Source organism: Enterobacter sp. CGMCC 5087 (genome assembly GCF_003144775.1).
Classification (GTDB): domain Bacteria; phylum Pseudomonadota; class Gammaproteobacteria; order Enterobacterales; family Enterobacteriaceae; genus Enterobacter; species Enterobacter cloacae_M.
Genome location: NZ_QFXN01000248.1, coordinates 35,429 through 61,027, shown reverse-complemented (window position 1 = coordinate 61,027; position 25,599 = coordinate 35,429). Strand labels below are relative to the sequence as shown.

The window sequence follows — 25,599 nt, the reverse complement described above, 5'->3', positions numbered from 1 at the left end:
CTGCACGGGCCGATGCCGCCGAATCATGGAACGGCGGGTTGCACATCGTGGCGTCATAGCTTTCGTTTTTGTGAATAATGCCGTTGAAGATCGACGCCGCGTCTTTCTGACGACGCAGGCGAATAGCGCGGCTCAATCCCGGGTTAGCGCTGATAATCGCCTGGGCGCTGGCAAAGGCCTCGTCACCGATTTCGCTTCCGGTAAAGCGCCACTGATATTCATGCGCCCCGATCAGCGGGTAAATCAGGTTCGCCCCGGTGCCAATATCCAGAATGGTGGCCAGCTGTGGAACGACACCCTCATTGCCTTCGGCAAGGAGGTCGGCAAGGTGATGAACGTAGTCAGCGCGGCCCGGCACAGGTGGACAGAGAAAGCCTTCCGGGATATCCCAGTGAGCTACACCGTAAAAATGCGCCAGCAGGGCTTTGTTCAGCATTTTCACCGCCTGCGGGTCAGCAAAGTTGACCGAGGGTTCACCCGCAGGGGTCTGAACAAGATAGTCCTGCAGCGGCGGACAGCTCAGGCATAACGCGTTCATGTCGTAGCGGCTGCGGTGGCGATTTCGCGGGTGCAATCCCGGCTTTTGGGCAGTCATGGCATTCTCCTTTAAACAGCGGCGTAAGATACCCTTTGCTGGCCCAGCGGTAAATCTTTCTCTGCGGCGTTCAAAAAATCGCCATAAATCAAACACCTTTATGTCTATGATCCGTCAGCGAATTGTCAATTTATATCGTTCAAAAAATAAGCAGATCATCATCAAATATTTGCGCTAAGTCACACTCGTCGGGCTTCTAAACTTAAAGGGAATCACCTGTTGTTTCCTCATGAGGATGTGATTATGAAAAAGTACCTGACCCTTGCTGTTATCGCAGCCGCCCTGGCGACCGCGTCCTTCTCTGCCATGGCCGTTCAGTCACTGACCCAAAGTACCGATACGAGCCAGCTACGTCATGCTGGCACCGTTTCGGTAAGCCGTGCCAGTAACCTTGACGATCTACAGGCTAAGCTCGCCGAAAAAGCCCGTCAGGAAGGTGCAAAAGGATTCGTAGTGAACTCCGCTGGCGGAGATAACCATATGTACGGCACTGCGACTATCTATAAATAACCTGTCTCTACAGCAAGACTGCATCTGCCCAACGGGTGCAGTTCTCTTCTCCCCTCGCCTTGATTGTTCATTTTTTTACCCCATAGTAAACGTATGGCCTAAACCGATTTCAGGAGGACGCTATGGCTTCCGGCTGGGCAAATGACGACGCTGTTAACGAACAGATCAACAGTACAATTGAAGATGCGGTTGCGCGTGCCCGCGGTGAAATTCCGCGCGGTGAAAGCCTAACGGAATGCGAGGAATGCGGAGAACCCATTCCGGAGGCGCGCCGAAAAGCCATTCCCGGCGTGCGGCTTTGTATCACGTGCCAGCAGCATAAAGATTCAAAAAATGCATCACACTCAGGATATAATCGCAGAGGTTCGAAAGACAGCCAGTTACGTTGACTTTGCTTTACCAAAGCTAACCGAGCGCGCGCGTTCCTTTACGCTCACGGTTTTTAGCCAGACGCGTAGCAAAACGTGCCCTTCGTATCTCTTCTGTAAAGCGCATCCGCAAGAAGTGTAAAGTGGTGCTTTGAATTTATTAATATTCAATAAGTTATTTGTCATTCAATTTTTTTGAGCAACCACGTCAATTCTCTTCGATTTTATCACTCGCAAAAAACCGTGATACTTATCACATCGACGGAACATCGTCCCCTTAACAGAAACATCTGCGAGAGATTAATTATGAAAACCATCAAATATGCTGTAGCTGCTGTTGCCCTGTCCGCTCTGTCTTTCGGCGCTTTCGCTGTCGAGCCTGTCTCTTCTACTCAGGCACAGAACATGAACAAAGTCGGTGTGGTGAGTGCTGATGGCGCAACCACCCTGGACGGTCTGGAAGCCAAACTGGCAGAGAAAGCCGCTGCTGCCGGTGCAAGCGGATACACCATTACCTCCGCTAACGGCAATAACAAGCTGAGCGGTACCGCGGTTATCTACAAATAATCGCCTGAACGAATGCTGTCCCCTCGCCATACCCTCTGGTGAGCTGCTCCACCCTCATTGACCCTGTTGTTGTTACCCTTGCTTGCCCGTCCGCCACTGGACGGGCTTTTTTTGTCTAAAACGCCTGTGCCACGCGTTCAAGGCCGGCCTGGACGGATTCCACTTCTCCGGTTGCCAGCAAACAGCAGGCCATCTGCAGCTTAATCGAATGCGGAACAGGAACATTTCCGGCAAGACACTGCTCAATCCAGTGGGCTGTGGTATGGGGATCTTTTGCCTCAGGCAATATCACACCGCTATTCTCTTCCCCGCGTTCCAGAACGGCGCGCGTTCCGGCAGAATCGATCAGCATCACCTGCGGACAGCGCTGCGGGTTCGCATAAACCTCGCCCTCCGTGCCGTGCATCAGTAACGCCCTTCCGCCAATTGCCTCAAAGAACTGCCCCACGCGCGCCACGTATTCCGGATGCGAAACGCTGGAAAGACGCAGGGCGGCATCTTCGCCAAACGGCGTGGCCAGTTTCGCCAGCGTGTGCGCGCTATTGCGCACGCCCATGCGCCAGCGCATATCGAGCTGCTTTTCCAGCGGCGGACAGAGCGTGCCGACCGGGATATAAACAGGCTGATGGCCATCCAGCTTCGCCTGCGCCTGACCGGCATGACGCGTTGGCTCGATGCCCAGCATCCCGAAAATGGTCTCCGTCAGCACGCGGGTGGGATCTTCGCTTACACCGTGCACCACCACCGGGAACCCCAGCTTGTGTAACAGGATAGCGAGCAGCGGGGTTAAGTTTGCCTGCTTGCGCGCGCCGTTGTAGCTCGGGATCACGATCGGCATCGGTTTTGCCACCGGCGGCGTTAAGCACAGCGTTTGCGCCTGCATGGCTTCATAGAACCCGCGCATCTCTGCTTCACCTTCGCCTTTGATACGCAGCGCGATCAGAATGCCCCCCATCTCCAGGTCGGGGACGTCGCCCTCCAGCATGCGTGTATAAAGCGCACGCGCGGTTTCATGGTCCAGATCGCGGGCATGATTTTTCCCGCGCCCTACCTCTTTGATAATTTTACGATAATCCACGACATTTCTCCTTACAGCAGGTTATCAACAATATAGCCCTGATGATAACGCCGCTGTTAGTTTTTTTGCCCATCCTGCGGTTTTTTATAATCAATTGTTTTGGTAAGAAAAACTATTTTGCAAGAATTAATTGAATTATTTGGAAGCCACGCGGGATCTTTCCCTGTCTGAGTTTTCTGATTAAATAGCCGGCGGTGAGTAGTTGAGACATAACTTCGAATAATGCGGGATGCAAAGGTCGAAAGGAGAAACATACAGGTTTAAATATGAAAAAAGTCACTTTAGGTTTATTCATTGCTGCCGCTATGGGATGCTCTGCATCTTCTTTCGCGGCATCCACCGGTGAAGGGCAAATTAACTTCACAGGTGAAATTATCGATTCCGCCTGTCAGGTGGTTAACGGCATAAGCAGTCCACTGAATATTGCGCTGGGCAAAGTCTCCAAAACAGCATTTACTGGCGCAGGCTCTACCAGCACCTTAACGAAATTTGATATTCAGTTAAAAGACTGCCCGGAAACGGTCACGTCTGCAGCCATCAACTTCGGTGGTACGCCAGATGCGGATAATAACACCACGCTGGCCTTGACCCCGGGTGCGGCGACGGCAACTGGCGTGGCGATTCAGCTGGTTGATTCTTCCGACCAGCCAGTCAGTTTATATACGCCTTCAAAGCAATATCCTTTAGCTGCTGGCACGACGGTAAATCATCTGGAGTTTGGCGCACGTTATATTCAGACTCAGGAATCGATCACTGCCGGACAGGCTAACTCTGCGTCTACTTTTACAGTTATTTATAACTGATACGATCAATAAGGAGATATTAACCTTCACGTAAAGGTTAATATCTCCTCTTTCTTTGAGACAGATTTATGCGACACCGTTATTTATTAAGCGCACTTTTACTGACCGCAGTAACAGCCCATGCAGGTGTGATTATTAATGGCACCCGACTGGTTTATCAGGGAGAGAAAAAAGAGTCTTCGATTGGGATTTCCAATCCGGATGATATTGACTATCTGGTACAGTCCGGGGTGGATACCGGTTTGAAAAGAGGCGGTAAAGCGCCATTTCTGATTACCCCGCCTCTGTTCCGTCTGAACGCTAAAGAAGATAACGTGTTACGTGTGGTGCGCACCGGCGGAAATATGCCAGAAGATCGCGAGTCGTTATACTGGTTAAATATTAAAGCCATTCCTTCTTCACGTCATGAAGAGGGCGTTAATACATTACAAATAGCCATCAACACCCGTATTAAATTGCTGTATCGCCCTGCATCGATTAAAGGCAAACCCGAAGAAGTGGCAGATAAACTGGAATGGCACCGCGAAGGTAATGATCTGGTGGTCAACAACCCCACGCCTTTCTATATGAATTTCCAGAGCGTAACGCTGAACGGCCAAAAAGTGGCAAAAGCCACCTGGGCTGTGCCAGAAACCTCTACCCGCTTTGCCCTTCCGGCAAATATGAACGGTAACACCGTGAGCTGGTCGGTCATTAACGATTACGGAAGCATCAGTAAAACCTGGTCTGCATCCATTCGTTAATACTCTATTCGACGCCTGGATAATCATGTACAGCACAACTAAGCCGCTATTACGTCGACTGCGTGAAATGCTGCCCACTTTTTGTGGGATAGCGGTGACATGCTGCGCGCTGCAGGCCCACGCTGATGATTATTTTAACCCTGCCCTGCTGGATATTGATAATCCAGAGCAGGCAAAGACCGATCTCTCTGTTTATGAAAAAGGTCCCGGTCAGGCGCCAGGCAAATATCAGGTCACGATGTTCGTCAATAACAATAAAATCGACACCCGTGACGTCCTTTTTACATTACAAAAAGATGCGCAGGGAGATAATTCCCTGCAGCCATGCCTGAGTCTGGATGAATTAACGCATCTGGGCATCAAAACCAAAGATTATCCAAAGCTGGCGGCAAAAGGGGAATGCGCGGATCTTAGCGCAATCCCTTCGGCCTCGGCGACTTTCCGCATCAAAAACCAGCAACTACTGCTAAGTATTCCCCAGTCGGCGCTGGGCCAGGTGCCCCGTGGCTATATAGATCCGAAAGAGTATGACGAAGGGATCACCGCGGGCATCCTGAACTATAGCGTTAACGTCAGCCAAAGCCACGCCCGCCAGCATGGGAAAGCGGACAACAGCAGCCAGTTTATTAACCTGCGGCCCGGTTTTAACACCGGTGCCTGGCGCGTGCGTAATTACAGCACCTGGAACCACAATTCGGATGGCGGTCAGGACGACGGCAAGCTGACCCCGGTTTATACCTATGCCCAGCGCGATATCGTGGGGCTCAAGAGCGAACTGACCGTGGGGCAGAGCAGCACCCAGGCCGACGTTTTCGACAGTGTCTCTTACACTGGCGCACAGCTGGCTACCGAAAGCGACATGCTGCCCGACAGCGAGCGCGGTTATGCCCCGGTGGTACGCGGTACGGCGCACAGTAACGCCCAGGTGGTGGTTCGTCAGAATGGCTACGTTATCTATCAAAACACCGTCGCTCCCGGCGCGTTTGAGATTAACGATCTCTACCCCACCGGCAGCAGCGGCGATCTGAACGTCACGGTAAAAGAGACCGACGGCAGCGAGAGTCATTTCGTGGTGCCGTTTGCCTCCGTGCCGGTGCTGCAGCGGGAAAAACACCTGAAGTACAGCATCGCTGCAGGGCGCTACCGTTCATACGATAAAGAGATTGAGAAGCCCCCTTTCGCCCAGGGCAGCGCCATCTATGGTCTGTCACATGGCGTCACCGTTTACGGCGGTACGCAGCAGAGTTCGCATTACCACTCCGCCGCGCTCGGCGCAGGGAAAAACTTTGGTGACCTCGGCGCGTTCTCCTTAGACGTTACCCGCGCCAAAGCGTTACTGGAAAAGCGCAAAACCAGCAATGGGCAATCCCTTCGTCTGCGCTACAGCAAAAATATTACCGCGACCGGCACTAACTTTTCCCTGGCGGGTTATCGCTACAACAGCAAAGGCTTTTACACCCTGCAGGACACCATGGAGTCCCGGACCAGTGCAAACGACTGGTCCGCTCCACAGCAGCGCCGCGCACGGGCGGAGACCACCGTCGACCAGAGGCTTGGCGACAAGTGGGGTTCGGTGACGCTCAGCCTGGTGAAGGAGAGTTACTGGAGCCAGAGTCAGGATATGACCTCCCTGAGCGTTAACTACAACAATAGCTGGCACGGCGTGAGCTATAGCCTGAGCTACAGCGTCAATAAAAACAGCGACGACATGGACGAGGACGGTAAATCCATCAGCTATGACCGACAAATCGGCCTCAACGTGTCGGTTCCGCTCGACCGCTGGCTGCCTAACACCTGGGCAAATTACAGCCTGAACAACAGTAAAGACGGCACCACCCACAACCTTGGCCTGAATGGTACCGCGCTGGAGGGAGACAAGCTGAGCTGGAACGTTCAGCAGGGCCTGGACAGCGCCAATAACAACACATCCACAAGTATGAATGCGGATTACAAAGGCACCTACGGTGAAGTGCAAGGTGGCATAAGCCAGGACAGCCATCAGCATACCGTGAACGCCGGGATCCAGGGCGGCATCGTCGCCCACTCTGACGGCGTCACCTTTGGTCAGACCTTGGGCGAAACCGTGGTGCTGATTAAAGCGCCGGGAACACACGGCACGCACGTTGCCAACCAGACGGGCGTGGAAACGGACTATCGCGGCTATACGCTGGTGCCCTTTGTCACACCGTGGCGCCACAACCCAATTTCGCTGGATACCGAGACGCTGCCAGAAGATGCCGACGTGACACACGCCTCGCAGACGGTGACACCAACACGCGGCGCGATAGTTCGCGCCAGCTTCGATACTCGCGTGGGCAACCGCGTCTTAATGACGCTGGCCTGGAAAGACAAACCGCTGCCCTTTGGCGCAACGGTCACCACGGAAGATAAGAGCATTGAATTTATTGTCGGCAATGACGGACAGGTGTATCTCACCGGCCTGCCGCAGCAGGGACGCCTTTTCATTTCCTGGGGCAAGGAGGCGAACGAACGGTGCGTCGCCGATTACGCCCTAATGCAGGAAAAGGACGACACCAACATTATTAACGCTGCCGCGCAGTGCCACTGATTAACTCCGGACAGACCATGATGCAGATAGCAAAATCGTTTTTCTTACTTATCGTTCTGGCGACCGCCGCGCTCTTTATGCCGCACGCGAAAGCTTCTTGCCAATCGCCGAATCTGCCCGCGCTACTTTCATTAGCGTCGATTTCGGTCCCCACCAGCCTGCCCGTGGGGTCCACCATTCCGGGAACTGAACGCGCTGTCCACATATCGGGAAACTGTTACTACGCGCCGGATGCGGGTCAGCCAATCATCGCGTGCTACAACGGCTTTGGCAAAGAGATCCCCGGGCTCCCCGGCGTCTATGAAACAGGCGTTGCGGGTGTCGGCATCTCGCTAAGAAATGATAAAGGACAGCGCGTGACCGGCGCGGCGGACCAGGTTTGTTCGGCGAACACCCCCGTAGGCCAGGTCTCCGGTACGATAAACAGCGACAGTACAATCCCGTTTAGCTTTGACGTGATGCTGGAACTGGTAAAAACCAGCGAAACCGTGGCTTCTGGCGCACTGACGATGAGCAATACGCAATTTAACCTTGCAGTTGGACGCATTGAGGCCCTCGGTGACCCTAACACCCTCTCTTACTCAGGCAATGTTCAGGTAAAAGCGGTGACCTGCACGGTGTCACCCAAATCCCTGACCATCACGCTGGGTGATTTTCCGGTGAGCCGCTTTACCGGGGCAGGAAGCGTGGTTTCCCAATCGGTATTTATTATCGGCATGCTCTGCGATCGGGATGTACAGCCGGAAATGATGATCGCCAGCGCCAATGGCTATGAAACGAATTTTCCCGGTGTGATCAAATTAACGCCGGAAAGCGGCGTGGCGACCGGGGTGGGGGTGAAAATGCTCTTTAACGGTCAGCCACCTGTTTTTGGTCAATACATGGATACATATGCCGCCAGCGCAAACATTCAGGCGCATTACCCCTTCAGCGTCTCCTATCAACAAACCAGCGCGGAGGTGACGCCTGGCCCGGCTAACGCCGTCGCAACCATTACGGTGGCCTACAAATGAAAACGTTATTGACGGTTTTACTGATTGGACTCACCTGCCAGAGCCTGGCGGATGAGATCCAGCTTGATATTCGCGGCAATATTTACGCCAACGCCTGTCAGGTGGACAGCGCCAGCCAGAACCTGACGATCGATCTGGGCCAGGCGAATGTCAGCGATTTTAAGGGTGTAGGTGATACCGGCATGTGGAAATCGTTTGACATCACCCTGTCGAAATGTCCGACCACCGCCGTGCTGGCCTCCGCCACCTTTCACGGCCAGTCGGACAGCGCCTATCCGATCACATTTGCTAACACCGGCACGGCGAAAGGGCTTGCGCTGGAGCTTGCCGCCCCTCAGGACCAGATCATGATTGCGCCGGGAGTAAGCGTTAACCGGGTCATTAACCAGCAGGAACACACCGTCGATTTCCCACTGGCCGCCCGCTATTACACCACCTCGGTGCCCGTTACCGCAGGCACCTTCAGCAGCGTGGTGCAGGTGACCTTTACCTATCAGTAGGACCGCGCCTCTTAGCATGGAAGCTTTTTCTACGCCCGGCAGCCTGTTTTGCCGGGCGTTTTTTTATCTCCGGCACCTCCGGCTGTTCGATCGGGAAGATCGGCAGCGCGTTCAGGAGCCGTTGGCCGTAATTTTTGGTGAGCAGACGTTTGTCATAAATCACCACCTCGCCCCAGCAGCCGTGGCTACGAATCAAGCGGCCGACCTGCTGAATCAGGTTAAACGACGCCGCAGGCAAACTCTGCACCTCAAACGGATAGCGGTTGAGGCTTTTCAGCCATTCCCCCTCGGTGATCACTACCGGGCTGTCGATGGGCGGGAAGGCGATTTTATGGATATGCACCTGCGTCAGGTAGTCCCCTTTCAAATCCAGACCTTCAGCAAACGACTGTAAACCCACCAGCACGCTGCGCTCGCCGTTATCAATGCGCTTGCGATGGGTTTCCACCAGCCGGTAGCGCGGCTGATCGCCCTGCACCAGCAGGAGCAAACGCAAATCGGTGACGTGTTCGAGGAAGCGCTGCATCGCCCGCCCGCTGGCAAACAGCACCAGCATACCGGGGTACTTTTTACTCTCGACCTGCTCGCGGAAGTAGGCCGCCATTTCGGCGATGTGCTGCTCCTCGTTGTCGATGAGCGGCTCGAATTTCATGCGCGGAATGACCAGCTTGCCCTGCTCGCAGTGGTTAAACGGCGAGTCCAGCGCCACGAAACGGTCGCCCGCTTTCTCTTTGAGCCCGCTCATCTCCTGCAAACGAGAAAAACTGTTCAGGGAGCGCAGCGTGGCAGAGGTGACCACCACGTGCGGCACGCTGCGCCAGATCAGCTTTTCCAGCTGATCGGCCACGCGGATGCCCACGCAGTGGAAAAAGAGATGAACCTGCCCGTCCCGCACTTCGCGAGTGGCCCATTTGGTGACCGGCGCGCCGGACGCCTGCGCCATCGAGGCCAGCCGCCAGAGCTTGCTTTGCGCTTCAAACATCCCCAGCGCGCGGTTCATCTGCAGCAGAACGCGGTGCAGACGTACCACGTCATGCGAGCCGGTTTTCTCGCTGAGATCGTTTAAGAACATCTCCGCCAGCCCGCGCAGCTTTTCCAGATGCTTCGCCAGCTGCTGGCAGATCTCCATCACCTCTTCCGGCAGTTCGCCCATGGCAAAGCGGTGTTCGGCTTCCTGGGTTACCGGAAGATAAAGATTCAGGATGTTGTTCAGGGATGAAATGAGGCTATAGACCTCTTCACAGTGGTCGCTCAGCCGCTCCGGCACCGCCAGCGGCGGCGTAGTTTTCGGGCGGAACTGCTCCATGCAGGTCGCCACAAGCTTGCAGAAGAGATCCAGCTGCAGGCGGAACCACGGAGAGGTGATTTCGGCGCTCATCTCCAGCGCGTCACGCGCCACGTCCGGCAGATGATGACCTTCATCAAGCACCAGCAGCAGGTTTTTAGGCTCCGGCAGCACCGCTTCGCTCTCGAGCGCCGCCATTACCAGCGCGTGGTTAGCCACCACCACTTCGGCTTCCTGAATTTCGCGCCGGGCGACAAAGAACGGGCATTCGCGGTAGTAGTGGCAGTTGCGGTTCAGGCAGCTGGCTTTGTCGGTGCTGAGCCTGCGCCACAGATCGTCGCTGATGGCCTGGCTGGTGTGATCCCGCAGGCCGTCCCACTTATAGCCGTCGAGCTCGACTTTGAGTTTTGCACACTGCTCCTGCTCGGCCTTATTGTTTGGCGTCAGCTCGTCATCCAGAAACGCGAGCAGATCCTGCTGATTCGGCTCGCTGCTGGCAAGCGCCGCCAGGTTACGCGGGCACACGTAACGCCCGCGCCCAAAGGCTGCCGTAAACCGCAGGTCGGGGATAATTTTGCGCAGCAGCGGTAAATCTTTGCTGAAGATCTGATCCTGCAGCGCCACGTTGGCGGTGCTGACCACCAGCGTTTTGTCCTCTTCCCGCGCAATCGCGATGCCGGGAATGAGATACGACAAGGTTTTCCCGACGCCGGTCGGGGCTTCAATCGCCAGATGTCGGCCGTCGTCCCCGGCGAGCGTTTTTGCCACGTCGGCAATCATCTGCCGCTGCGGCGCTCGGGGGATAAAATCGGGGATCTGCTGCTGTAGCGCCTTATACCATGCGCCAATTTGCGCCTTAAGCGCAGCGGTTAAAGCCATTGGAAAACCTGAAATACTGTATAAACAGCCACTATTGTGGCACTTTCTCTTCGCTGCCGCAAAAAGAAAAGCCCGGCTTTACGACCGGGCTTCCAGATTACTGCGGGTTAGCAGGCTTGCGCGGGCGGCGTCGACGCTGCCCTTCCCCTGCCGGTTTCCCTTCGCCGCTGCGCCACGGGCTTTCACCCGCCGGTTTGCTGTCGTTGTTGCGACGCGGCGGTTTGCCGGATGATTTCGGCGCGCCGCCTTCGGCACGACGCGGCTGCTGACCGCGACCGCCGCCGCCCTGACCGCGTCCACCGCCGCCCTGACGACCGTTCTGAATCGGCTCGGCTTTGATCGACGGATCCACTTCGTAACCCGGGGTTTCGATGCGCGGGATCTCTTTCTTCAGCAGGCGTTCGATGTCGCGCAGCAGCTTGTGCTCGTCCACGCAGACCAGAGAAAGCGCTTCACCGGTTGCCGCCGCGCGGCCGGTACGACCGATACGGTGAACGTAATCTTCCGGCACGTTTGGCAGCTCGTAGTTCACCACGTGCGGCAGCTCTTCAATGTCGAGGCCACGGGCAGCGATGTCGGTCGCCACCAGCACGCGGATGTCGCCGGATTTGAAGTCTGCCAGCGCACGGGTACGCGCGCCCTGGCTCTTGTTACCGTGGATCGCCGCGCTGCGGATGCCGTCTTTATTCAGCTGTTCCGCCAGGTGGTTGGCACCGTGCTTGGTGCGGGTAAAGACCAGCACCTGCTGCCAGTTACCCTGGCCGATCATCTGGGAGAGCAGTTCCCGCTTGCGCTTTTTATCCACAAAGTGAACGTGCTGCGTCACCTGCTCAGAGGCGGTGTTGCGACGCGCCACTTCCACTTCCAGCGGGTTATGCAGCAGCTTTTCCGCCAGCGCCTTGATCTCGTCGGAGAAGGTCGCGGAGAAGAGCAGGTTCTGACGACGCGCAGGCAGCTTGGCCAGCACGCGGCGAATGTCGTGAATAAAGCCCATGTCGAGCATGCGGTCGGCTTCGTCCAGCACCAGAATTTCAACCTGGTCCAGCTTAACCGCGTTCTGATGCTCCAGATCCAGCAGGCGGCCTGGGGTAGCAACCAAAACGTCAACGCCGCCGCGCAGCTTCATCATCTGCGGGTTGATGCTGACTCCGCCGAAGACCACCAGCGAGCGAATGTTGAGGTAGCGGCTGTACTCACGCACGTTCTCACCAATCTGGGCTGCCAGTTCGCGGGTTGGGGTCAGGATAAGGGCACGAACCGGACGACGGCCTTTGGCGTGCGGCTGGTTTTTTACCAGCAGCTCTAACAGCGGCAGCGTAAAGCCCGCGGTTTTACCGGTGCCGGTCTGGGCGCTGGCCATCAGGTCACGGCCCTGCAGGACGGCAGGAATAGCCTGTTGCTGGATTGGGGTTGGCTCAACGTAGCCCTGTTCTGCGATCGCGCGCAGAATTTCCGGGTTCAGGCCAAGGGAATCAAAAGACATAAAAACTCCGAACCGCCCCGACCATCACAGGTGTAGTTTTCAGGGAGATATAACGAATAGGGGAGGACAAAAACCACAATGTCGCGAAGGGGCGGAGTGTAGCAGCTTTTGTGACGTAGCGCATAAAATATCCCTCAGCGTTCCCTCGACGTTAGCGTGATTCAGGCATAATCTTAATCAATCGATTGATTAATTCTTAATGCCACCATGAATACGACACCCACAACAACCAAAGGTGAACAGGCCAAAAATCAGCTTATCGCCGCCGCGCTGGCGCAGTTTGGTGAGTACGGGCTGCATGCGACCACGCGCGATATTGCCGCGCTGGCCGGGCAGAACATTGCGGCTATTACCTACTATTTTGGCTCAAAAGAGGATTTATACCTCGCCTGCGCCGAGTGGATCGCCGATTTTATCGGCACGCAGTTTCACCCGCACGTTGAGGAAGCCACCGCGCTGCTCGGCCAGCCGTCGCCCGATCGCGCCGCCGTTCGCCAGCTTATTCTCAACGCCTGCCACGATATGATCCGCCTGCTGACGCACGACGATACGCTCAACCTGAGCAAGTTTATCTCCCGGGAGCAGCTCTCCCCGACAGTCGCCTACCAGCGGGTACACGATCGGGTGATTGAGCCAATGCACTCGTACCTGACCCGGCTGATCGCCGCCTATACCGGTCGGGACGCCAGTGATACCGAGACAGTTTTGCATACCCACGCCCTGCTGGGTGAAATTCTTGCCTTCCGTCTGGGCAGGGAAACCATCCTGTTACGCACCGGCTGGACACAATTTGATGAGGATAAAGCCGCGCAGATTGGCCAGGTCATCGCCTGTCACGTCGATCTGATCCTGCAAGGCTTAACGCAAAGGAGCCTGAAGTCATGAAAAAACCTGTCGCCATCATTCTGGTGGTTGTTGTTTTGTTTGCCGCCGGAGTCGGTGGATGGCTGTGGTATCAGAGCCATCAGGATAAAGGCCTGACGCTGTACGGTAACGTGGATATTCGTACGGTGAACATGAGCTTCCGCGTAGGCGGACGTCTCGCCTCGCTGAACGTGGACGAAGGCGATGCCATTAAAAGCGGGCAGACGCTGGGGATGCTGGATAAAGCGCCCTATGAAAATGCGCTGCTGCAGGCCAAAGCGGGCGTGTCCGTCGCCCAGGCGCAGTATGACCTGATGCTGGCAGGGTATCGCGACGAAGAGATTGCCCAGGCCGCCGCCGCCGTTAAGCAGGCGCAAGCCGCCTATGACTACGCGCAGAACTTCTACGCGCGCCAGCAGGGGTTGTGGAAAAGCCGCACCATTTCCGCTAACGATCTGGAAAATGCGCGCTCGTCCCGCGACCAGGCGCAGGCCACGCTGAAGTCCGCGCAGGATAAATTAAGCCAGTACCACACCGGTAACCGCCCCCAGGATATCGCCCAGGCGAAAGCCAGCCTTGAACAGGCGCAGGCGCAGCTGGCTCAGGCAGAGCTTGATCTGCACGACACCACCTTAATCGCGCCGTCTGACGGCACGCTGATGACCCGCGCCGTGGAGCCGGGCAGCATGCTCAGCGCCGGCAGCACCGTCTTAACGCTCTCCCTGACCCGCCCGGTCTGGGTACGCGCCTACGTTGATGAGCCAAACCTCGGCCAGATGCAGCCGGGCCGCGAGCTGCTGCTCTATACCGACGGCCGCCCGGACAAGCCTTATCACGGCAAGGTGGGCTTTGTCTCCCCTACCGCCGAATTCACGCCGAAAACCGTTGAAACACCGGACCTGCGTACCGACCTCGTGTATCGCCTGCGCATCATCGTCACCGATGCGGACGACGCGCTGCGTCAGGGCATGCCCGTCACCGTAAAAGTAGACAACGGGGAACGACATGAATGACGCGGTTATTCAGCTCAACAATCTGGTCAAACGCTTCGCGGGAATGGACAAACCGGCCGTCGCGCCGCTGAACTGCACCATTCAGAAAGGCTATGTGACCGGGCTGGTCGGTCCGGACGGCGCGGGGAAAACTACCCTGATGCGGATGCTGGCGGGGCTGCTGAAGCCGGATGAAGGAAGCGCCAGCGTGCTTGGTCTTGACCCGATCGAGGACGACGGCGCGCTTCACGCCATGCTCGGCTATATGCCGCAGAAGTTTGGCCTGTATGAAGACCTGACGGTGATGGAAAACCTGAACCTGTACGCCGACCTGCGCAGCGTCACCGGCGAAACGCGGCAGAAAACCTTCGCGCGCCTGCTGGAGTTTACCTCCCTCGGCCCGTTCACCGATCGGCTGGCGGGCAAGCTCTCCGGCGGGATGAAGCAGAAGCTAGGGCTGGCCTGCACGCTGGTCGGCGAGCCGAAAGTGCTGCTGCTGGACGAGCCCGGCGTCGGCGTAGACCCGATTTCGCGCCGTGAACTGTGGCAGATGGTGCACGAGCTGGCGGGCGACGGGATGCTGATCCTCTGGAGCACCTCCTACCTCGACGAAGCGGAACAGTGTCGGGACGTGCTGCTGATGAACGAAGGCGAACTGCTTTATCAGGGCGAGCCGACGACGCTGACGCAGAGCATGGCCGGGCGCAGCTTCCTGTTGCACAGCCCGCAGGAGTCCAACCGCAGGCTGCTGCAGCGGGTGCTCAGGCTGCCGCAGGTCAGCGACGGGATGATCCAGGGCCGCTCGGTGCGCATTATTCTCAAAAAAGAGGCCACCGCCGACGAGATTCGCCGAGCGCCCGGCATGCCTGAGATCGAGATGGAAGAGACCGCGCCGCGCTTTGAGGACGCGTTTATCGACCTGCTGGGCGGCGCGGGTACGTCAGAGTCGCCGCTTGCCGCCATTCTGCACACGGTGGAAGGCACGCCGGGCGAGACGGTGATTGAAGCCAAATCCCTCACCAAAAAGTTCGGGGATTTCGCCGCCACCGATAACGTCAATTTCGCGGTTAAACGCGGGGAGATTTTTGGCCTGCTCGGGCCGAACGGCGCGGGAAAATCGACCACCTTTAAGATGATGTGCGGCCTGCTGGTGCCGACGTCCGGCAAGGCGCTGGTGCTGAATATGGACCTGAAGATCAGCTCCGGCAAGGCGCGCCAGCATCTCGGGTATATGGCGCAGAAGTTTTCGCTGTATGGCAACCTGACGGTCGAGCAGAATCTGCGCTTTTTCTCCGGCGTGTACGGCCTGCGCGGGCGCGCGCAGAACGAGAAAATCCGCCGCATGAGCGACGCCTTCGCCTTAACCAACATTGCCTCCCACGCCACCGACGAGCTGCCGCTCGGCTTTAAGCAGCGGCTGGCGCTGGCCTGCTCGCTGATGCACGAGCCGGATATTCTGTTTCTTGATGAGCCGACTTCAGGCGTTGACCCCATTACCCGCCGCGAGTTCTGGCTGCACATCAACAGCATGGTGGAAAAAGGGGTGACCGTGATGGTGACCACCCACTTCATGGACGAGGCGGAGTACTGCGACCGCATCGGGCTGGTGTATCGCGGCAAGCTGATTGCCCACGGCACCCCGGACGACCTGAAAAACCAGGCCGCCGATGATGAAGTTCCGGACCCGACCATGGAGCAGGCGTTTATCACCCTCATCCACGACTGGGATAAGGAGAATGCCCATGAGCAGTAATGCCATTTCCTGGCGAAGGGTGCGCGCACTGTGCATTAAAGAGACGCGGCAGATCGTGCGTGACCCCAGCAGCTGGCTTATTGCGGTGGTGATCCCCCTGCTGCTGCTGTTTATCTTTGGCTACGGCATTAACCTGGACTCCAGCAAGCTGCGGGTCGGGATTTTGCTGGAGCAGCAGAGTGAAGATGCGCTGGACTTTACTCACGCCATGACCGGATCGCCCTACATTGACGCCACCATCAGCGATAACAGGCAGGAGTTGATTCAGAAAATGCAGGCCGGGAAAATTCGCGGTCTGATCGTCATTCCGGTGGATTTCGCCGCCAATATGGCGCGGGCGAATGCCGATGCGCCGATCCAGGTGATTACCGACGGCAGCGAGCCGAACACCGCCAACTTCGTGCAGGGCTACGCGGAGGGGATCTGGCAGCTCTGGCAGATGCAGCGCGCGGAAGATCGGGGTGAAGAATTTAAACCGCTCATCGACGTGCAGACGCGCTACTGGTTTAACCCCGCCGCCATCAGTCAGCACTTTATTATTCCGGGCGCGGTGACGATTATCATGACGGTGATTGGCGCGATCCTGACCTCGCTGGTGATCGCCCGCGAGTGGGAGCGCGGGACCATGGAGGCACTGCTTTCTACCGAAGTGACGCGGGTCGAGCTACTGCTGTGTAAGCTCATCCCCTACTATTTCCTCGGCATGCTGGCGATGCTGCTCTGCATGCTTGTCTCGGTCTTTATCCTCGGCGTGCCGTATCGCGGCTCGCTGGTGGTGCTGTTTTTTATCACCAGCCTGTTTTTACTCAGCACGCTGGGCATGGGGCTGCTCATCTCCACCATCACTCGCAACCAGTTCAACGCCGCGCAGGTGGCCCTCAACGCCGCCTTTTTACCGTCGATTATGCTGTCCGGGTTTATCTTCCAGATAGACAGTATGCCTGCGGTGATCCGCGCCGTGACCTATGTTATTCCGGCGCGCTACTTTGTGAGCACGCTGCAAAGCCTGTTCCTGGCGGGGAATATTCCGGTGGTGCTGATCGTCAACACGCTGTTTTTAATGGCGTCAGCATTGATGTTTATTGGGTTGACGTGGATGAAAACCAAACGGCGGTTAGATTAAGGAGCGAACATGTTTCACCGATTATGGACGTTGATACGCAAAGAGCTGCAATCCCTGCTGCGCGAGCCGCAAACCCGCGCCATTCTGGTCTTGCCGGTGCTGATCCAGGTTTTACTGTTCCCGTTTGCCGCCACCCTTGAGGTGACCAACGCCACCATTGCCATTTACAACGAAGATAACGGCAAACATTCCGTCGAGCTGACGCAGCGCTTTGCCCGTGCAAAAGCCTTTACCCACATCCTGCTGCTGAAAAGCCCGCAGGAGATCCAGCCCACCATTGACACACAAAAAGCGCTGCTGCTGGTGCGGTTCCCGGCGGATTTCTCCCGCAATCTGGATACCTTCCAGACCGCGCCGATGCAGCTGATCCTCGACGGGCGTAACTCCAACAGCGCCCAGATCGCGGCCAACTACCTGCAACAGGTGGTCAAGGATTACCAGCAGGAGCTGATGGCGGGCAAACCGAAGCCCAACAACAGCGAGCTGGTGGTGCGTAACTGGTACAACCCGAATCTGGACTACAAGTGGTTCGTGGTACCGTCGCTGATCGCCATGATCACCACTATCGGGGTGATGATCGTGACTTCCCTGTCCGTCGCCCGCGAGCGTGAACAGGGCACGCTGGACCAGCTGCTGGTCTCCCCGCTCGCCACCTGGCAAATTTTCGTCGGCAAAGCGGTCCCGGCGCTGATCGTCGCGACGTTCCAGGCCACCATCGTGCTGGGGGTGGGAATATGGGCCTACCAGATCCCGTTCGCCGGTTCGCTGGCGCTGTTTTACTTCACTATGGTGATTTACGGGCTGTCGCTGGTGGGGTTTGGACTGCTGATCTCGGCGCTCTGCTCGACGCAGCAGCAGGCTTTTATCGGGGTGTTCGTCTTTATGATGCCCGCGATTTTGCTCTCGGGTTATGTTTCACCCGTCGAGAACATGCCGGTGTGGCTACAGGATCTGACGTGGGTAAACCCGATTCGGCACTTTACGGACATCACCAAGCAAATCTATCTGAAGGATGCGAGTCTGGATATTGTCTGGGGAAGTTTGTGGCCGCTACTGGTCATAGCGGCCACGACGGGCTCAGTGGCGTACGCGATGTTTAGACGCAACATTGCGTAGCTTTTTCTCTTTGGTCAGCAGCGAGACCACCGCAGGCCCTGCGAGGATAGCCAGACCGGCCAGGGCCAGCAGCAGGTTGTTTTGCAGCACGCGCGACAGCAGCCAAAGCACGATCATCGCCGCGCCAAAATACCAGGTGGTGGTGAGCTCTTCGAGCACATCACCCACCTCGCGCCAGCGCGCTTCATGGTGGCGCTGTAAAAACAGCATCGACAGCACGGTGACGCCATAAAGGACGCATAGCCCCAGGCCAACACGCACCAGCGTGCCGCTCATCCAGCCCATCACCAGTACGGCCACGACCAGTAAATGCAACATTATCTGCCAGCAACTCAGGCCAGTTGCGACACGAACACGTTGTTGCCACTTCATGGCTTCTCTCCTGAAGGATTTTTCTCTGCTTAATCAGACTACCGCACTTTACGGAAAATTCCGTAACGCCGCATCTTTTTGTGACGACGACTACACTTTATTTTCATTGGGATAGTCACTCAGGAAGGAGCTTATGACTCAAAAAATGCAGCATTTCTCGCTTAAGGTGCTGACGATAAACATTCATAAGGGCTTCACAGCATTTAATCGCCGCTTCATTTTACCGGAGCTGCGCGACGCGGTACGCACCGTCAGCGCGGATATTGTCTGCCTGCAGGAGGTGATGGGCGCACACGAAGTGCATCCGCTCCACTTTGAGAACTGGCCCGACACGCCGCACTATGAATTTCTGGCCGACACCATGTGGAGTGACTACGCCTACGGCCGCAACGCGGTCTATCCGGAAGGACATCACGGAAACGCGGTACTGTCCCGTTACCCCATTGAACATTATGAAAACCGCGACGTTTCCGTCGGGGAAAGCGAAAAACGCGGCCTGCTTTACTGCCGCATTACGCCGCCAGACCTCGAGCGACCTGTCCATGTTGGCTGTGTTCATCTGGGCCTTCGCGAAGCCCATCGTCAGGCACAGCTGAAAATGCTGGCCGAATGGGCCAACGCCCTTCCCGAAGGTGAACCGGTGGTGGTAGCGGGCGATTTCAACGACTGGAGACAGCGGGCAAACCATCCGTTGAAAGTGGATGCCGGGCTGGAAGAGATTTTTACTCGCGCCAACGGCAGGCCTGCGCGCACCTTCCCGGTCCGTTTCCCGCTGCTTCGGCTTGACCGCATCTACGTGAAAAATGCCCACGCAAGCAGCCCGACCGCCCTGGCGCTCCTTAACTGGCGGCATCTTTCCGACCATGCCCCGCTCAGCGCGGAGATCCACCTATGAAATGTTCCTGGCAGGAAGGCAACCGAATCACGCTGCTGGTCAACGGGGACGAGTATTATCCGGCCGTATTTAAAGCGATTGACCATGCACAGCAGAAGGTGATCCTCGAAACCTTTATCTGGTTCGAAGACGACGTGGGCAAACAGTTGCATAGCGTGCTGCTGCGCGCCGCCCGGCGCGGCGTCAAAATTGAAGTGCTGCTTGATGGCTATGGCTCGCCGGATCTCAGCGATGCGTTTGTGAATGAATTGACCTCCGCGGGCGTGGTGTTTCGCTACTACGATCCCGGCCCTCGCCTGTTCGGCATGCGGACCAACCTTTTCCGCCGGATGCACCGCAAAATTGTGGTGGTGGATGAGACGGTGGCGTTTGTCGGCGGCATTAACTACTCCGCGGAGCATATGTCCGACTACGGCCCGGAAGCGAAGCAGGATTACGCCATTCGCATTGAAGGCCCCGTGGTGCAGGACATCTTACTGTTTGAGCTGGAGAACCTGCCGGGTAAAGAGGCCGTTCGCCGCTGGTGGAGACGCCGCCATCGCCCGGAAGAGAACCGGAAGCCCGGCGAAGCGCAGGCTCTTTTCGTCTGGCGGGATAACGGCGAGCACCGGGACGACATTGAACGTCATTATCTCAAGATGCTCGCCAACGCGAAGCGCGAAGTGATTATCGCTAACGCCTACTTTTTCCCGGGCTATCGCCTGCTGCACGCCATGCGCAGTGCTGCAAGACGCGGGGTACGCGTGAAGCTGATTGTGCAGGGCGAGCCGGATATGCCGATTGTCAAAGTGGGCGCACGCCTGCTGTATAACTATCTGGTGAAGGGCGGCGTACAGATCTACGAATATCGCCGCCGACCGCTGCACGGCAAAGTGGCGCTGATGGACGATCACTGGGCCACCGTGGGTTCGAGTAATCTCGATCCGCTGAGCTTATCGCTCAATCTCGAGGCTAACCTGATCATTCACGATCGCCAGTTTAACCAGACCCTGCGGGATAACCTGCAGGCGCTAATCGTTAACGACAGCGTGCGCGTGGACGAGTCCATGGTCCCTAAACGTACCTGGTGGAACCTGGGCATCAGCGTGGTGGTGTTCCACTTCCTGCGCCACTTCCCGGCCATGGTCGGCTGGCTGCCGGCGCATACGCCGAAGCTAGCGCAGGTGGATCCGCCGGTACAACCCGAAATGGAAACCCAGGACCGCGTTGAAGCAGAAGACGGAGGCAAACCCTGATGTCGAAATCGCATCCGCGCTGGCGGCTGGCAAAAAAGATCCTGACCTGGCTGTTTTTTATTGCGGTCGCGGTTCTGCTGGTGGTCTACGCGCAGAAAGTTGACTGGGAGGAGGTGTGGAAAGTCATCCGCAACTATAACCGGATGGTGCTGCTGGGCGCTGTGGGGCTGGTTATTGTCAGCTACCTGATGTACGGCTGCTATGACCTGCTGGGCCGCGCCTACTGCGGCCACAAGCTGGCCAAACGTCAGGTGATGCTGGTGTCGTTTATCTGCTACGCCTTTAACCTGACGCTGAGCACCTGGGTCGGCGGCATTGGCATGCGCTATCGCCTTTACTCGCGGCTCGGCCTGCCGGGCGGGACCATCACGCGCATTTTCTCGTTAAGCATCACCACCAACTGGCTGGGCTATATTCTGCTCGGCGGCGTGATCTTCACTATCGGCGTGGTGCAGCTACCCGCGCACTGGTATATCGATGAGGCCACGCTGCGCATTCTGGGCATCGTACTGCTGCTCATCATCGCCGTGTATCTATGGGCCTGCGCCTTTGCTAAACGCCGCCATATGACCATCAAGGGGCAAAAGCTGGTATTGCCCTCATGGAAGTTTGCAGTGCTGCAAATGGCCGTCTCCAGCGCCAACTGGATGGCGATGGGGGCCATTATCTGGCTGCTGATTGGCGAGGACGTGAATTACTTCTTCGTGCTGGGCGTGCTGCTGGTGAGCAGCATTGCGGGCGTAATTGTGCATATCCCGGCGGGGATCGGCGTGCTGGAGGCGGTCTTTATCGCGTTGCTGGCCGGGGAGCATGTCTCTCAGGGAACGATTATCGCCGCCCTGCTGGCGTACCGCATGCTGTATTACTTCCTGCCGCTGGCGCTGGCAACGGTATGTTATCTGGTGCTGGAGAGTCGGGCGAAAAAGCTGAGAGCGAAGAACGAGAAGGCGTTAGCGAAATAAAAGCAAAACGGCAATCTTGTTGCCGTTTTTAGTGTTTGTTCCCTCTCCCGTGGGAGAGGGTCAGGGTGAGGGCACCAGACCGCACCGCCACCCGGCAAAACAACCTTAGCGACGATTGCCTAAAATCCGCAGCAGCATCAGGAACAGGTTGATGAAGTCCAGATACAGCGTCAGCGCGCCCAGAATCGCGTATTTGCGCAGGTGTGAACTGTCGCGTACGTCGATCTGCTCGCCGATGTTTTTCAGTTTCTGGGTGTCATACGCCGTCAACCCAACGAAGATCACCACCCCGATGTAGGTCACGGCCCACATCAGCGCGTCGCTCTTCAGCCACAGGTTCACCAGTGACGCCAGCACAATCCCAATCAGCCCCATAAACAGCATGCTGCCGAAGCCGCTCAGATCGCGCTTCGTGGTGTAACCGTAGAGACTCATCGCACCGAACATCCCGCCGGTGACCACAAACGTGCTGGCGATGGAGGAGTAGGTGTAGACGATGAAAATGCTGGAAAGCGTCAGCCCCGTTAGCGCCGAATAGAGCATAAACAGCGTGGTTGCCATTCCGGCACTGAGCTTTTGCACCAGACCAGAAAGCACAAATACCAGCGCCAGCTGCGCGATAATCAGCCCAAAGAAGGTAATTTTGCTGGAGAAGATAAACATCATCAGTTCAGGCGTGTTCGCCGCATACCACGCGATAAACGCGGTAAGCAGCAGGCCAACCGTCATCCAGCCGTACACCTGAGCCATATACGTCTGCAGGCCGCTACGGGTCTGCTGTACTATTGAATCGGAACGCGGAAATCGGTCCATGATTCACTCCTGATTAAGATTAAGTAGACACACAAGTTAAGATTAACACATCCACGTAAACCGACTACCAACGGCTGGCGGCTTGTTTATCGCTGTCGCGAGATTCTACCCAGCGGTCACCTTCCGGTGTGGCTTCGCGCTTCCAGAACGGCGCTTTGGTTTTGAGGTAATCCATAATGAACTCCCCTGCCGCAAACGCGCTGCTGCGGTGCGCGCTGGTCACCCCGACGAAGACAATCTCTTCGCCAGGCCACATCTCGCCGATGCGGTGAATAACCGTGACGCGGCCAAGCGGCCAGCGGCCCCGTGCCTCGTCGACAATCTCCGCCAGCGATTTCTCGGTCATCCCCGGATAGTGCTCCAGCGTCAGTGCCTTCACGCTGTCACCGAGATTGTGGTTGCGCACCTTGCCGGTGAAGGTGACGACCGCGCCGTCTTCATCGCGTTCCGCCAGCCAGCTGTACTCTGTCCCCACGTTAAAACGCTCGGGGCTCACCAGAATTCGGGTTTCAGCCATCTTAGCCTCCCGTAACCGGCGGGAAGAAGGCCACTTCATCCCCTGCGTTCAGCGGATGGGTGAACTCCACCAGCGTCTGGTTAACGGCGGCCAGCAGCTTGCCTTCGTCCAGCGCCAGCGCCCAGCGGTCGCTTTGTGCCGCCAGATGCGCGCGCAGGGCCGCAACGTTTTCGAAGGACGCGTCCAGCGTCAGGCTATCGGTATTCACCAGCTCGCGCACCTGCGCAAAAAAGAGCACCTTAATCATGGCTGTCCACCTTAAAATCACCGGATTTGCCGCCGCTTTTTGCCAGCAGGCGAACCGGGCCAATCACCATATCTTTCTGCACCGCTTTGCACATATCGTAGATGGTCAGCGCGGCAACTGAGGCCGCCGTCAGCGCCTCCATCTCCACGCCGGTTTTGCCGGTTAAGCGGCAAAGTGACTCAATGCGCACGCGATTATGCTCCGGCTGTGCCTGCAGGTTCACTTCCACCTTGCTCAGCATCAGCGGATGGCACAGCGGAATGAGATCCCAGGTCCGTTTGGCGGCCTGAATACCGGCGATGCGGGCGGTGGCAAAGACGTCGCCCTTGTGATGGCTGCCGTCGATAATCATCGCCAGGGTCTCCGGCAGCATGGTGACGAACGCTTCCGCGCGCGCCTCGCGCATCGTTTCCGCTTTGGCCGAGACGTCCACCATATGCGCTTCGCCGGCGGCGTTAATGTGGGTCAGTTGTGACATAGCTTATTTCTTTAAATGGGGATGGAAATTACACGGACGGGTACGGGCGTCCAGCTGCGGGGCGATGATGTTTTCCCACGCGGTGCGGCAGGCTTTGGTCGAGCCCGGCATAGCGAAAATCAGGGTTTTGTTAGCCACCCCGGCAACGGCGCGCGACTGGAGCGTGGAGGTACCAATCTCTTCAAAGGAGAGCATGCGGAACACTTCGCCGAAGCCTTCCACCTCGCGGTCGAACAGCGGGATCAGCGCTTCAGGGGCCTGATCGCCTGTGGTAAAGCCGGTGCCGCCGGTGATCAGCACCACCTGCACCTCATCGCTGGCAATCCACTGCGAAACCTGAGCGCGAATGGCGTAGCGGTTCTCCTTCACGATCGCTTTATCGACGATGTGATGCCCCGCGTCATGGGCTGCCTCGCGCAGCCAGTGGCCGGAGGTATCATCCTCTTCGCCCCGGCGGTCGGAAACGGTAAGGATAGCAATGCGTGTCGGGATAAATTCTGCGCTTACCTGACTCATCTTCTGATTCCTTCTTAAGCCTGATTACCCGCCGATATAAGACAGGTTCTGAGTAATACCGGTATTGCCCTGATGCAGGAAGTGGGTCTGTTTTTTATGCGTCAGCGCGTCAGAAATGCGTGCTTCAAGCGCGCCCTGCTGCGCATCATCTTCCAGCAGATCGCGAAGGTCCACGCCGCCGTCGCCGAACAGGCAAAGATGGAGCTTGCCAACGGAGGAGACGCGCAGGCGGTTGCAGCTGGCGCAGAAGTCTTTCTCATAGGGCATGATAAGCCCAATCTCACCCTCATAATCCGGGTGACAGAAGACCTGCGCCGGGCCGTCGCTGCGCTGGCGGATCTGGTGGATCCAGCCGCGTTTCAGCAGCTCGTCGCGCAGCACCATGCCGGAGATGTGATGGCGACGGAACAGTTCGCTGCCCTCGCCGGTTTCCATCAGCTCGATAAAACGCAGCTGAATGGGGCGGGATTGGATCCACGCCAGGAAGGTGTCCAGCTGATGGTGGTTCACATCACGCATCAGTACCGTGTTGACTTTGACTTTTTCGAAGCCCGCCGTGAACGCGGCGTCGATGCCGTCCATGACCAGCTGAAATTTATCCTGGCCGGTAATGGAGTGGAACTGACGGGCGTCAAGGCTATCGACGCTGACGTTGATCGCCGTCAGCCCCGCATCGCGCCAGTTCGCCACGTCACGCGCCATGCGGTAACCGTTGGTGGTCACGGCAATCTGGCGGATGCGTTCGTTTTCACGCACGGCGGCAATGATGTCGGGGAAATCGCGGCGCAGAGAGGGTTCGCCGCCGGTCAGACGCACTTTTTCGGTGCCGAGCTCAGAGAAGGCGCGCGTGACGCGGCGCACTTCATCCACGGAGAGAAAGCCGTTATTGGTGACGCTGCCCGGTTTGTAGCCATCGGGCAGGCAGTAGGTGCAACGGAAGTTGCACACATCGGTAATCGACAGACGTAAGTAATAAAACTTACGCGCGAAAGCATCAGTAAGTTGTGAAGCCATGTACACCTTTCCAGATCGGGAGGCACAGTCATTTCTTTCTGTACCCTGGTGGCAAACTCGCCACGGCCAGAGCGCCATATCTTTCGACACAGGCACAAGGGCTAGAGTGTATGTTTTCAATTTTGAAAACGTGGTTAGGGCGATAGTAGCGCGGAAATTCTCACGACGCCATTATCGCCTTTCGCTATATAGTTGTGTATATAGCGAATCAATCCTGCATTTTCGCTACAGAATACCTAAAAACCGCATTTTCACATTGATATACGTCATTTTGCATCGGGTGAGGCATCGTCTTTTAGGGGTAGTTAG

Annotated in this window: 27 protein-coding genes and 1 riboswitch; of the genes, 16 read left to right on the top strand and 11 right to left on the bottom strand. The window is 56.9% G+C overall.

Features of this window, described 5'->3' with window-relative positions; genetic code table 11:
• Positions 1-595 (bottom strand): RlmF-related methyltransferase (locus DEO48_RS22345; RefSeq protein WP_181367043.1); only part of this gene is annotated, 595 nt, incomplete at its 3' end.
• A 243-nt stretch (positions 596-838) separates the two neighbouring features.
• Here DEO48_RS22345 and mcbA point away from each other — a divergent pair.
• The 3 genes from mcbA to ybiJ all read left to right on the top strand — a co-directional run bounded on the left by mcbA (position 839) and on the right by ybiJ (position 2,040).
• Positions 839-1,105 carry a DUF1471 family periplasmic protein McbA gene (mcbA, locus tag DEO48_RS22335; RefSeq protein ID WP_109846317.1) on the top strand — a complete coding sequence of 89 codons (267 nt, stop codon included), beginning with the start codon at positions 839-841 and terminating at the stop codon, positions 1,103-1,105.
• A 122-nt stretch (positions 1,106-1,227) separates the two neighbouring features.
• Positions 1,228-1,494 carry a DksA/TraR family C4-type zinc finger protein gene (locus DEO48_RS22330; protein ID WP_029739810.1) on the top strand — a complete coding sequence of 89 codons (267 nt, stop codon included), beginning with the start codon at positions 1,228-1,230 and terminating at the stop codon, positions 1,492-1,494.
• Between the two features lie 285 nt (positions 1,495-1,779).
• Positions 1,780-2,040, top strand: coding sequence for a DUF1471 family protein YbiJ (gene ybiJ, locus DEO48_RS22325; protein ID WP_023310874.1), 261 nt, complete (start codon positions 1,780-1,782; stop codon positions 2,038-2,040).
• A gap of 115 nt (positions 2,041-2,155) precedes the next feature.
• Here ybiJ and ybiB read toward each other — a convergent pair whose 3' ends face one another.
• Entirely contained in the window at positions 2,156-3,118 is a 963-nt protein-coding gene (gene ybiB / locus DEO48_RS22320) for a DNA-binding protein YbiB (protein ID WP_109846316.1), read from the bottom strand.
• A 266-nt stretch (positions 3,119-3,384) separates the two neighbouring features.
• Between ybiB and DEO48_RS22315 the strand changes: the two genes are divergently transcribed.
• The 5 genes from DEO48_RS22315 to DEO48_RS22295 all read left to right on the top strand — a co-directional run bounded on the left by DEO48_RS22315 (position 3,385) and on the right by DEO48_RS22295 (position 8,746).
• A complete protein-coding gene (locus DEO48_RS22315) occupies positions 3,385-3,921 on the top strand; it encodes a fimbrial protein (protein WP_109846315.1) in 537 nt (178 codons plus the stop codon).
• A 68-nt stretch (positions 3,922-3,989) separates the two neighbouring features.
• Positions 3,990-4,664, top strand: a complete 675-nt coding sequence (locus DEO48_RS22310; RefSeq protein ID WP_109846314.1) for a molecular chaperone — start codon at positions 3,990-3,992, stop codon at positions 4,662-4,664.
• Between the two features lie 25 nt (positions 4,665-4,689).
• Positions 4,690-7,233, top strand: coding sequence for a fimbria/pilus outer membrane usher protein (locus tag DEO48_RS22305; protein ID WP_109846313.1), 2,544 nt, complete (start codon positions 4,690-4,692; stop codon positions 7,231-7,233).
• 20 nt (positions 7,234-7,253) lie between these two features.
• Positions 7,254-8,246, top strand: coding sequence for a fimbrial protein (locus DEO48_RS22300; RefSeq protein ID WP_109846318.1), 993 nt, complete (start codon positions 7,254-7,256; stop codon positions 8,244-8,246).
• Positions 8,243-8,746, top strand: a complete 504-nt coding sequence (locus tag DEO48_RS22295; RefSeq protein ID WP_109846312.1) for a fimbrial protein — start codon at positions 8,243-8,245, stop codon at positions 8,744-8,746. The genes DEO48_RS22300 and DEO48_RS22295 overlap by 4 nt, the downstream gene beginning before the upstream one ends.
• Here DEO48_RS22295 and dinG read toward each other — a convergent pair.
• Together dinG and rhlE are read right to left on the bottom strand one after the other, a co-directional pair.
• A complete protein-coding gene (gene dinG / locus DEO48_RS22290) occupies positions 8,733-10,910 on the bottom strand; it encodes an ATP-dependent DNA helicase DinG (RefSeq protein ID WP_109846311.1) in 2,178 nt (725 codons plus the stop codon). The two genes, DEO48_RS22295 and dinG, sit on opposite strands and share 14 nt — an antisense overlap.
• Before the next feature lie 97 nt (positions 10,911-11,007).
• Positions 11,008-12,393 (bottom strand): ATP-dependent RNA helicase RhlE, encoded by a 1,386-nt coding sequence (gene rhlE, locus DEO48_RS22285; RefSeq protein WP_109846310.1) that lies wholly within the window; start codon positions 12,391-12,393, stop codon positions 11,008-11,010.
• A 207-nt stretch (positions 12,394-12,600) separates the two neighbouring features.
• Between rhlE and cecR the strand changes: the two genes are divergently transcribed.
• From cecR to DEO48_RS22260, 5 genes are read left to right on the top strand one after another with little or no spacing between them, the layout of a single operon-like run.
• On the top strand, positions 12,601-13,278 hold the full coding sequence (gene cecR / locus DEO48_RS22280) for a transcriptional regulator CecR (RefSeq protein WP_109846309.1): 678 nt from the start codon (positions 12,601-12,603) through the stop codon (positions 13,276-13,278).
• Positions 13,275-14,270, top strand: coding sequence for a secretion protein HlyD (gene hlyD / locus DEO48_RS22275; protein WP_109846308.1), 996 nt, complete (start codon positions 13,275-13,277; stop codon positions 14,268-14,270). Before cecR ends, hlyD begins: the two co-directional genes overlap by 4 nt.
• Positions 14,263-16,002, top strand: a complete 1,740-nt coding sequence (locus DEO48_RS22270) for an ATP-binding cassette domain-containing protein (RefSeq protein WP_109846307.1) — start codon at positions 14,263-14,265, stop codon at positions 16,000-16,002. Before hlyD ends, DEO48_RS22270 begins: the two co-directional genes overlap by 8 nt.
• Positions 15,992-17,125, top strand: a complete 1,134-nt coding sequence (locus DEO48_RS22265) for an ABC transporter permease (RefSeq protein ID WP_109846306.1) — start codon at positions 15,992-15,994, stop codon at positions 17,123-17,125. Before DEO48_RS22270 ends, DEO48_RS22265 begins: the two co-directional genes overlap by 11 nt.
• A 9-nt stretch (positions 17,126-17,134) precedes the next feature.
• Positions 17,135-18,241 (top strand): ABC transporter permease, encoded by a 1,107-nt coding sequence (locus tag DEO48_RS22260; protein WP_109846305.1) that lies wholly within the window; start codon positions 17,135-17,137, stop codon positions 18,239-18,241.
• Here DEO48_RS22260 and DEO48_RS22255 read toward each other — a convergent pair.
• Positions 18,203-18,613 carry a YbhQ family protein gene (locus DEO48_RS22255; protein ID WP_014883088.1) on the bottom strand — a complete coding sequence of 137 codons (411 nt, stop codon included), beginning with the start codon at positions 18,611-18,613 and terminating at the stop codon, positions 18,203-18,205. The genes DEO48_RS22260 and DEO48_RS22255 overlap by 39 nt on opposite strands.
• Positions 18,614-18,746: 133 nt before the next feature.
• Here DEO48_RS22255 and DEO48_RS22250 point away from each other — a divergent pair, with 133 nt between their 5' ends.
• From DEO48_RS22250 to DEO48_RS22240, 3 genes are read left to right on the top strand one after another with little or no spacing between them, the layout of a single operon-like run.
• On the top strand, positions 18,747-19,508 hold the full coding sequence (locus DEO48_RS22250) for an endonuclease/exonuclease/phosphatase family protein (protein ID WP_023334979.1): 762 nt from the start codon (positions 18,747-18,749) through the stop codon (positions 19,506-19,508).
• Complete coding sequence (gene clsB, locus DEO48_RS22245) at positions 19,505-20,743, top strand: cardiolipin synthase ClsB (RefSeq protein WP_109846304.1); 1,239 nt, start codon at positions 19,505-19,507, stop codon at positions 20,741-20,743. Before DEO48_RS22250 ends, clsB begins: the two co-directional genes overlap by 4 nt.
• Positions 20,743-21,705, top strand: a complete 963-nt coding sequence (locus tag DEO48_RS22240; RefSeq protein WP_023310857.1) for a YbhN family protein — start codon at positions 20,743-20,745, stop codon at positions 21,703-21,705. Before clsB ends, DEO48_RS22240 begins: the two co-directional genes overlap by 1 nt.
• A gap of 105 nt (positions 21,706-21,810) precedes the next feature.
• Here the strand turns inward: DEO48_RS22240 and DEO48_RS22235 are convergent, their stop codons facing one another.
• The 6 genes from DEO48_RS22235 to moaA form a co-directional block, all read right to left on the bottom strand.
• The gene (locus DEO48_RS22235) at positions 21,811-22,518 is read right to left on the bottom strand and encodes a Bax inhibitor-1/YccA family protein (protein ID WP_109846303.1); all 708 of its coding nucleotides are present in this window, start codon (positions 22,516-22,518) and stop codon (positions 21,811-21,813) included.
• Between the two features lie 64 nt (positions 22,519-22,582).
• Entirely contained in the window at positions 22,583-23,035 is a 453-nt protein-coding gene (gene moaE / locus DEO48_RS22230) for a molybdopterin synthase catalytic subunit MoaE (RefSeq protein ID WP_029742165.1), read from the bottom strand.
• Position 23,036: 1 nt separating this feature from the next.
• Positions 23,037-23,282: a molybdopterin synthase sulfur carrier subunit gene (gene moaD, locus DEO48_RS22225; RefSeq protein WP_023310854.1), complete on the bottom strand. Its 246-nt coding sequence runs from the start codon at positions 23,280-23,282 to the stop codon at positions 23,037-23,039.
• Positions 23,275-23,760: a cyclic pyranopterin monophosphate synthase MoaC gene (moaC, locus tag DEO48_RS22220; protein ID WP_109846302.1), complete on the bottom strand. Its 486-nt coding sequence runs from the start codon at positions 23,758-23,760 to the stop codon at positions 23,275-23,277. The genes moaD and moaC overlap by 8 nt, the downstream gene beginning before the upstream one ends.
• A gap of 3 nt (positions 23,761-23,763) precedes the next feature.
• Positions 23,764-24,276, bottom strand: coding sequence for a molybdenum cofactor biosynthesis protein B (moaB, locus tag DEO48_RS22215; RefSeq protein ID WP_047648328.1), 513 nt, complete (start codon positions 24,274-24,276; stop codon positions 23,764-23,766).
• Between the two features lie 24 nt (positions 24,277-24,300).
• Positions 24,301-25,290 (bottom strand): GTP 3',8-cyclase MoaA, encoded by a 990-nt coding sequence (gene moaA / locus DEO48_RS22210; protein ID WP_109846301.1) that lies wholly within the window; start codon positions 25,288-25,290, stop codon positions 24,301-24,303.
• A riboswitch (molybdenum cofactor riboswitch) is annotated at positions 25,278-25,411 on the bottom strand. Its footprint overlaps the gene before it by 13 nt.
• Between the last annotated feature and the right edge of the window lie 188 nt (positions 25,412-25,599).

Coding starts and splice junctions, on each gene's coding strand:
- mcbA (WP_109846317.1), top strand. CDS start 839: ATGAAAAAGTACCTGACCCTTGCTGTTATCGCAGCCGCCCTGGCGACC.
- DEO48_RS22330 (WP_029739810.1), top strand. CDS start 1,228: ATGGCTTCCGGCTGGGCAAATGACGACGCTGTTAACGAACAGATCAAC.
- ybiJ (WP_023310874.1), top strand. CDS start 1,780: ATGAAAACCATCAAATATGCTGTAGCTGCTGTTGCCCTGTCCGCTCTG.
- DEO48_RS22315 (WP_109846315.1), top strand. CDS start 3,385: ATGAAAAAAGTCACTTTAGGTTTATTCATTGCTGCCGCTATGGGATGC.
- DEO48_RS22310 (WP_109846314.1), top strand. CDS start 3,990: ATGCGACACCGTTATTTATTAAGCGCACTTTTACTGACCGCAGTAACA.
- DEO48_RS22305 (WP_109846313.1), top strand. CDS start 4,690: ATGTACAGCACAACTAAGCCGCTATTACGTCGACTGCGTGAAATGCTG.
- DEO48_RS22300 (WP_109846318.1), top strand. CDS start 7,254: ATGCAGATAGCAAAATCGTTTTTCTTACTTATCGTTCTGGCGACCGCC.
- DEO48_RS22295 (WP_109846312.1), top strand. CDS start 8,243: ATGAAAACGTTATTGACGGTTTTACTGATTGGACTCACCTGCCAGAGC.
- dinG (WP_109846311.1), bottom strand. CDS start 10,910: ATGGCTTTAACCGCTGCGCTTAAGGCGCAAATTGGCGCATGGTATAAG.
- rhlE (WP_109846310.1), bottom strand. CDS start 12,393: ATGTCTTTTGATTCCCTTGGCCTGAACCCGGAAATTCTGCGCGCGATC.
- cecR (WP_109846309.1), top strand. CDS start 12,601: ATGAATACGACACCCACAACAACCAAAGGTGAACAGGCCAAAAATCAG.
- hlyD (WP_109846308.1), top strand. CDS start 13,275: ATGAAAAAACCTGTCGCCATCATTCTGGTGGTTGTTGTTTTGTTTGCC.
- DEO48_RS22270 (WP_109846307.1), top strand. CDS start 14,263: ATGAATGACGCGGTTATTCAGCTCAACAATCTGGTCAAACGCTTCGCG.
- DEO48_RS22265 (WP_109846306.1), top strand. CDS start 15,992: ATGAGCAGTAATGCCATTTCCTGGCGAAGGGTGCGCGCACTGTGCATT.
- DEO48_RS22260 (WP_109846305.1), top strand. CDS start 17,135: ATGTTTCACCGATTATGGACGTTGATACGCAAAGAGCTGCAATCCCTG.
- DEO48_RS22255 (WP_014883088.1), bottom strand. CDS start 18,613: ATGAAGTGGCAACAACGTGTTCGTGTCGCAACTGGCCTGAGTTGCTGG.
- DEO48_RS22250 (WP_023334979.1), top strand. CDS start 18,747: ATGACTCAAAAAATGCAGCATTTCTCGCTTAAGGTGCTGACGATAAAC.
- clsB (WP_109846304.1), top strand. CDS start 19,505: ATGAAATGTTCCTGGCAGGAAGGCAACCGAATCACGCTGCTGGTCAAC.
- DEO48_RS22240 (WP_023310857.1), top strand. CDS start 20,743: ATGTCGAAATCGCATCCGCGCTGGCGGCTGGCAAAAAAGATCCTGACC.
- DEO48_RS22235 (WP_109846303.1), bottom strand. CDS start 22,518: ATGGACCGATTTCCGCGTTCCGATTCAATAGTACAGCAGACCCGTAGC.
- moaE (WP_029742165.1), bottom strand. CDS start 23,035: ATGGCTGAAACCCGAATTCTGGTGAGCCCCGAGCGTTTTAACGTGGGG.
- moaD (WP_023310854.1), bottom strand. CDS start 23,282: ATGATTAAGGTGCTCTTTTTTGCGCAGGTGCGCGAGCTGGTGAATACC.
- moaC (WP_109846302.1), bottom strand. CDS start 23,760: ATGTCACAACTGACCCACATTAACGCCGCCGGCGAAGCGCATATGGTG.
- moaB (WP_047648328.1), bottom strand. CDS start 24,276: ATGAGTCAGGTAAGCGCAGAATTTATCCCGACACGCATTGCTATCCTT.
- moaA (WP_109846301.1), bottom strand. CDS start 25,290: ATGGCTTCACAACTTACTGATGCTTTCGCGCGTAAGTTTTATTACTTA.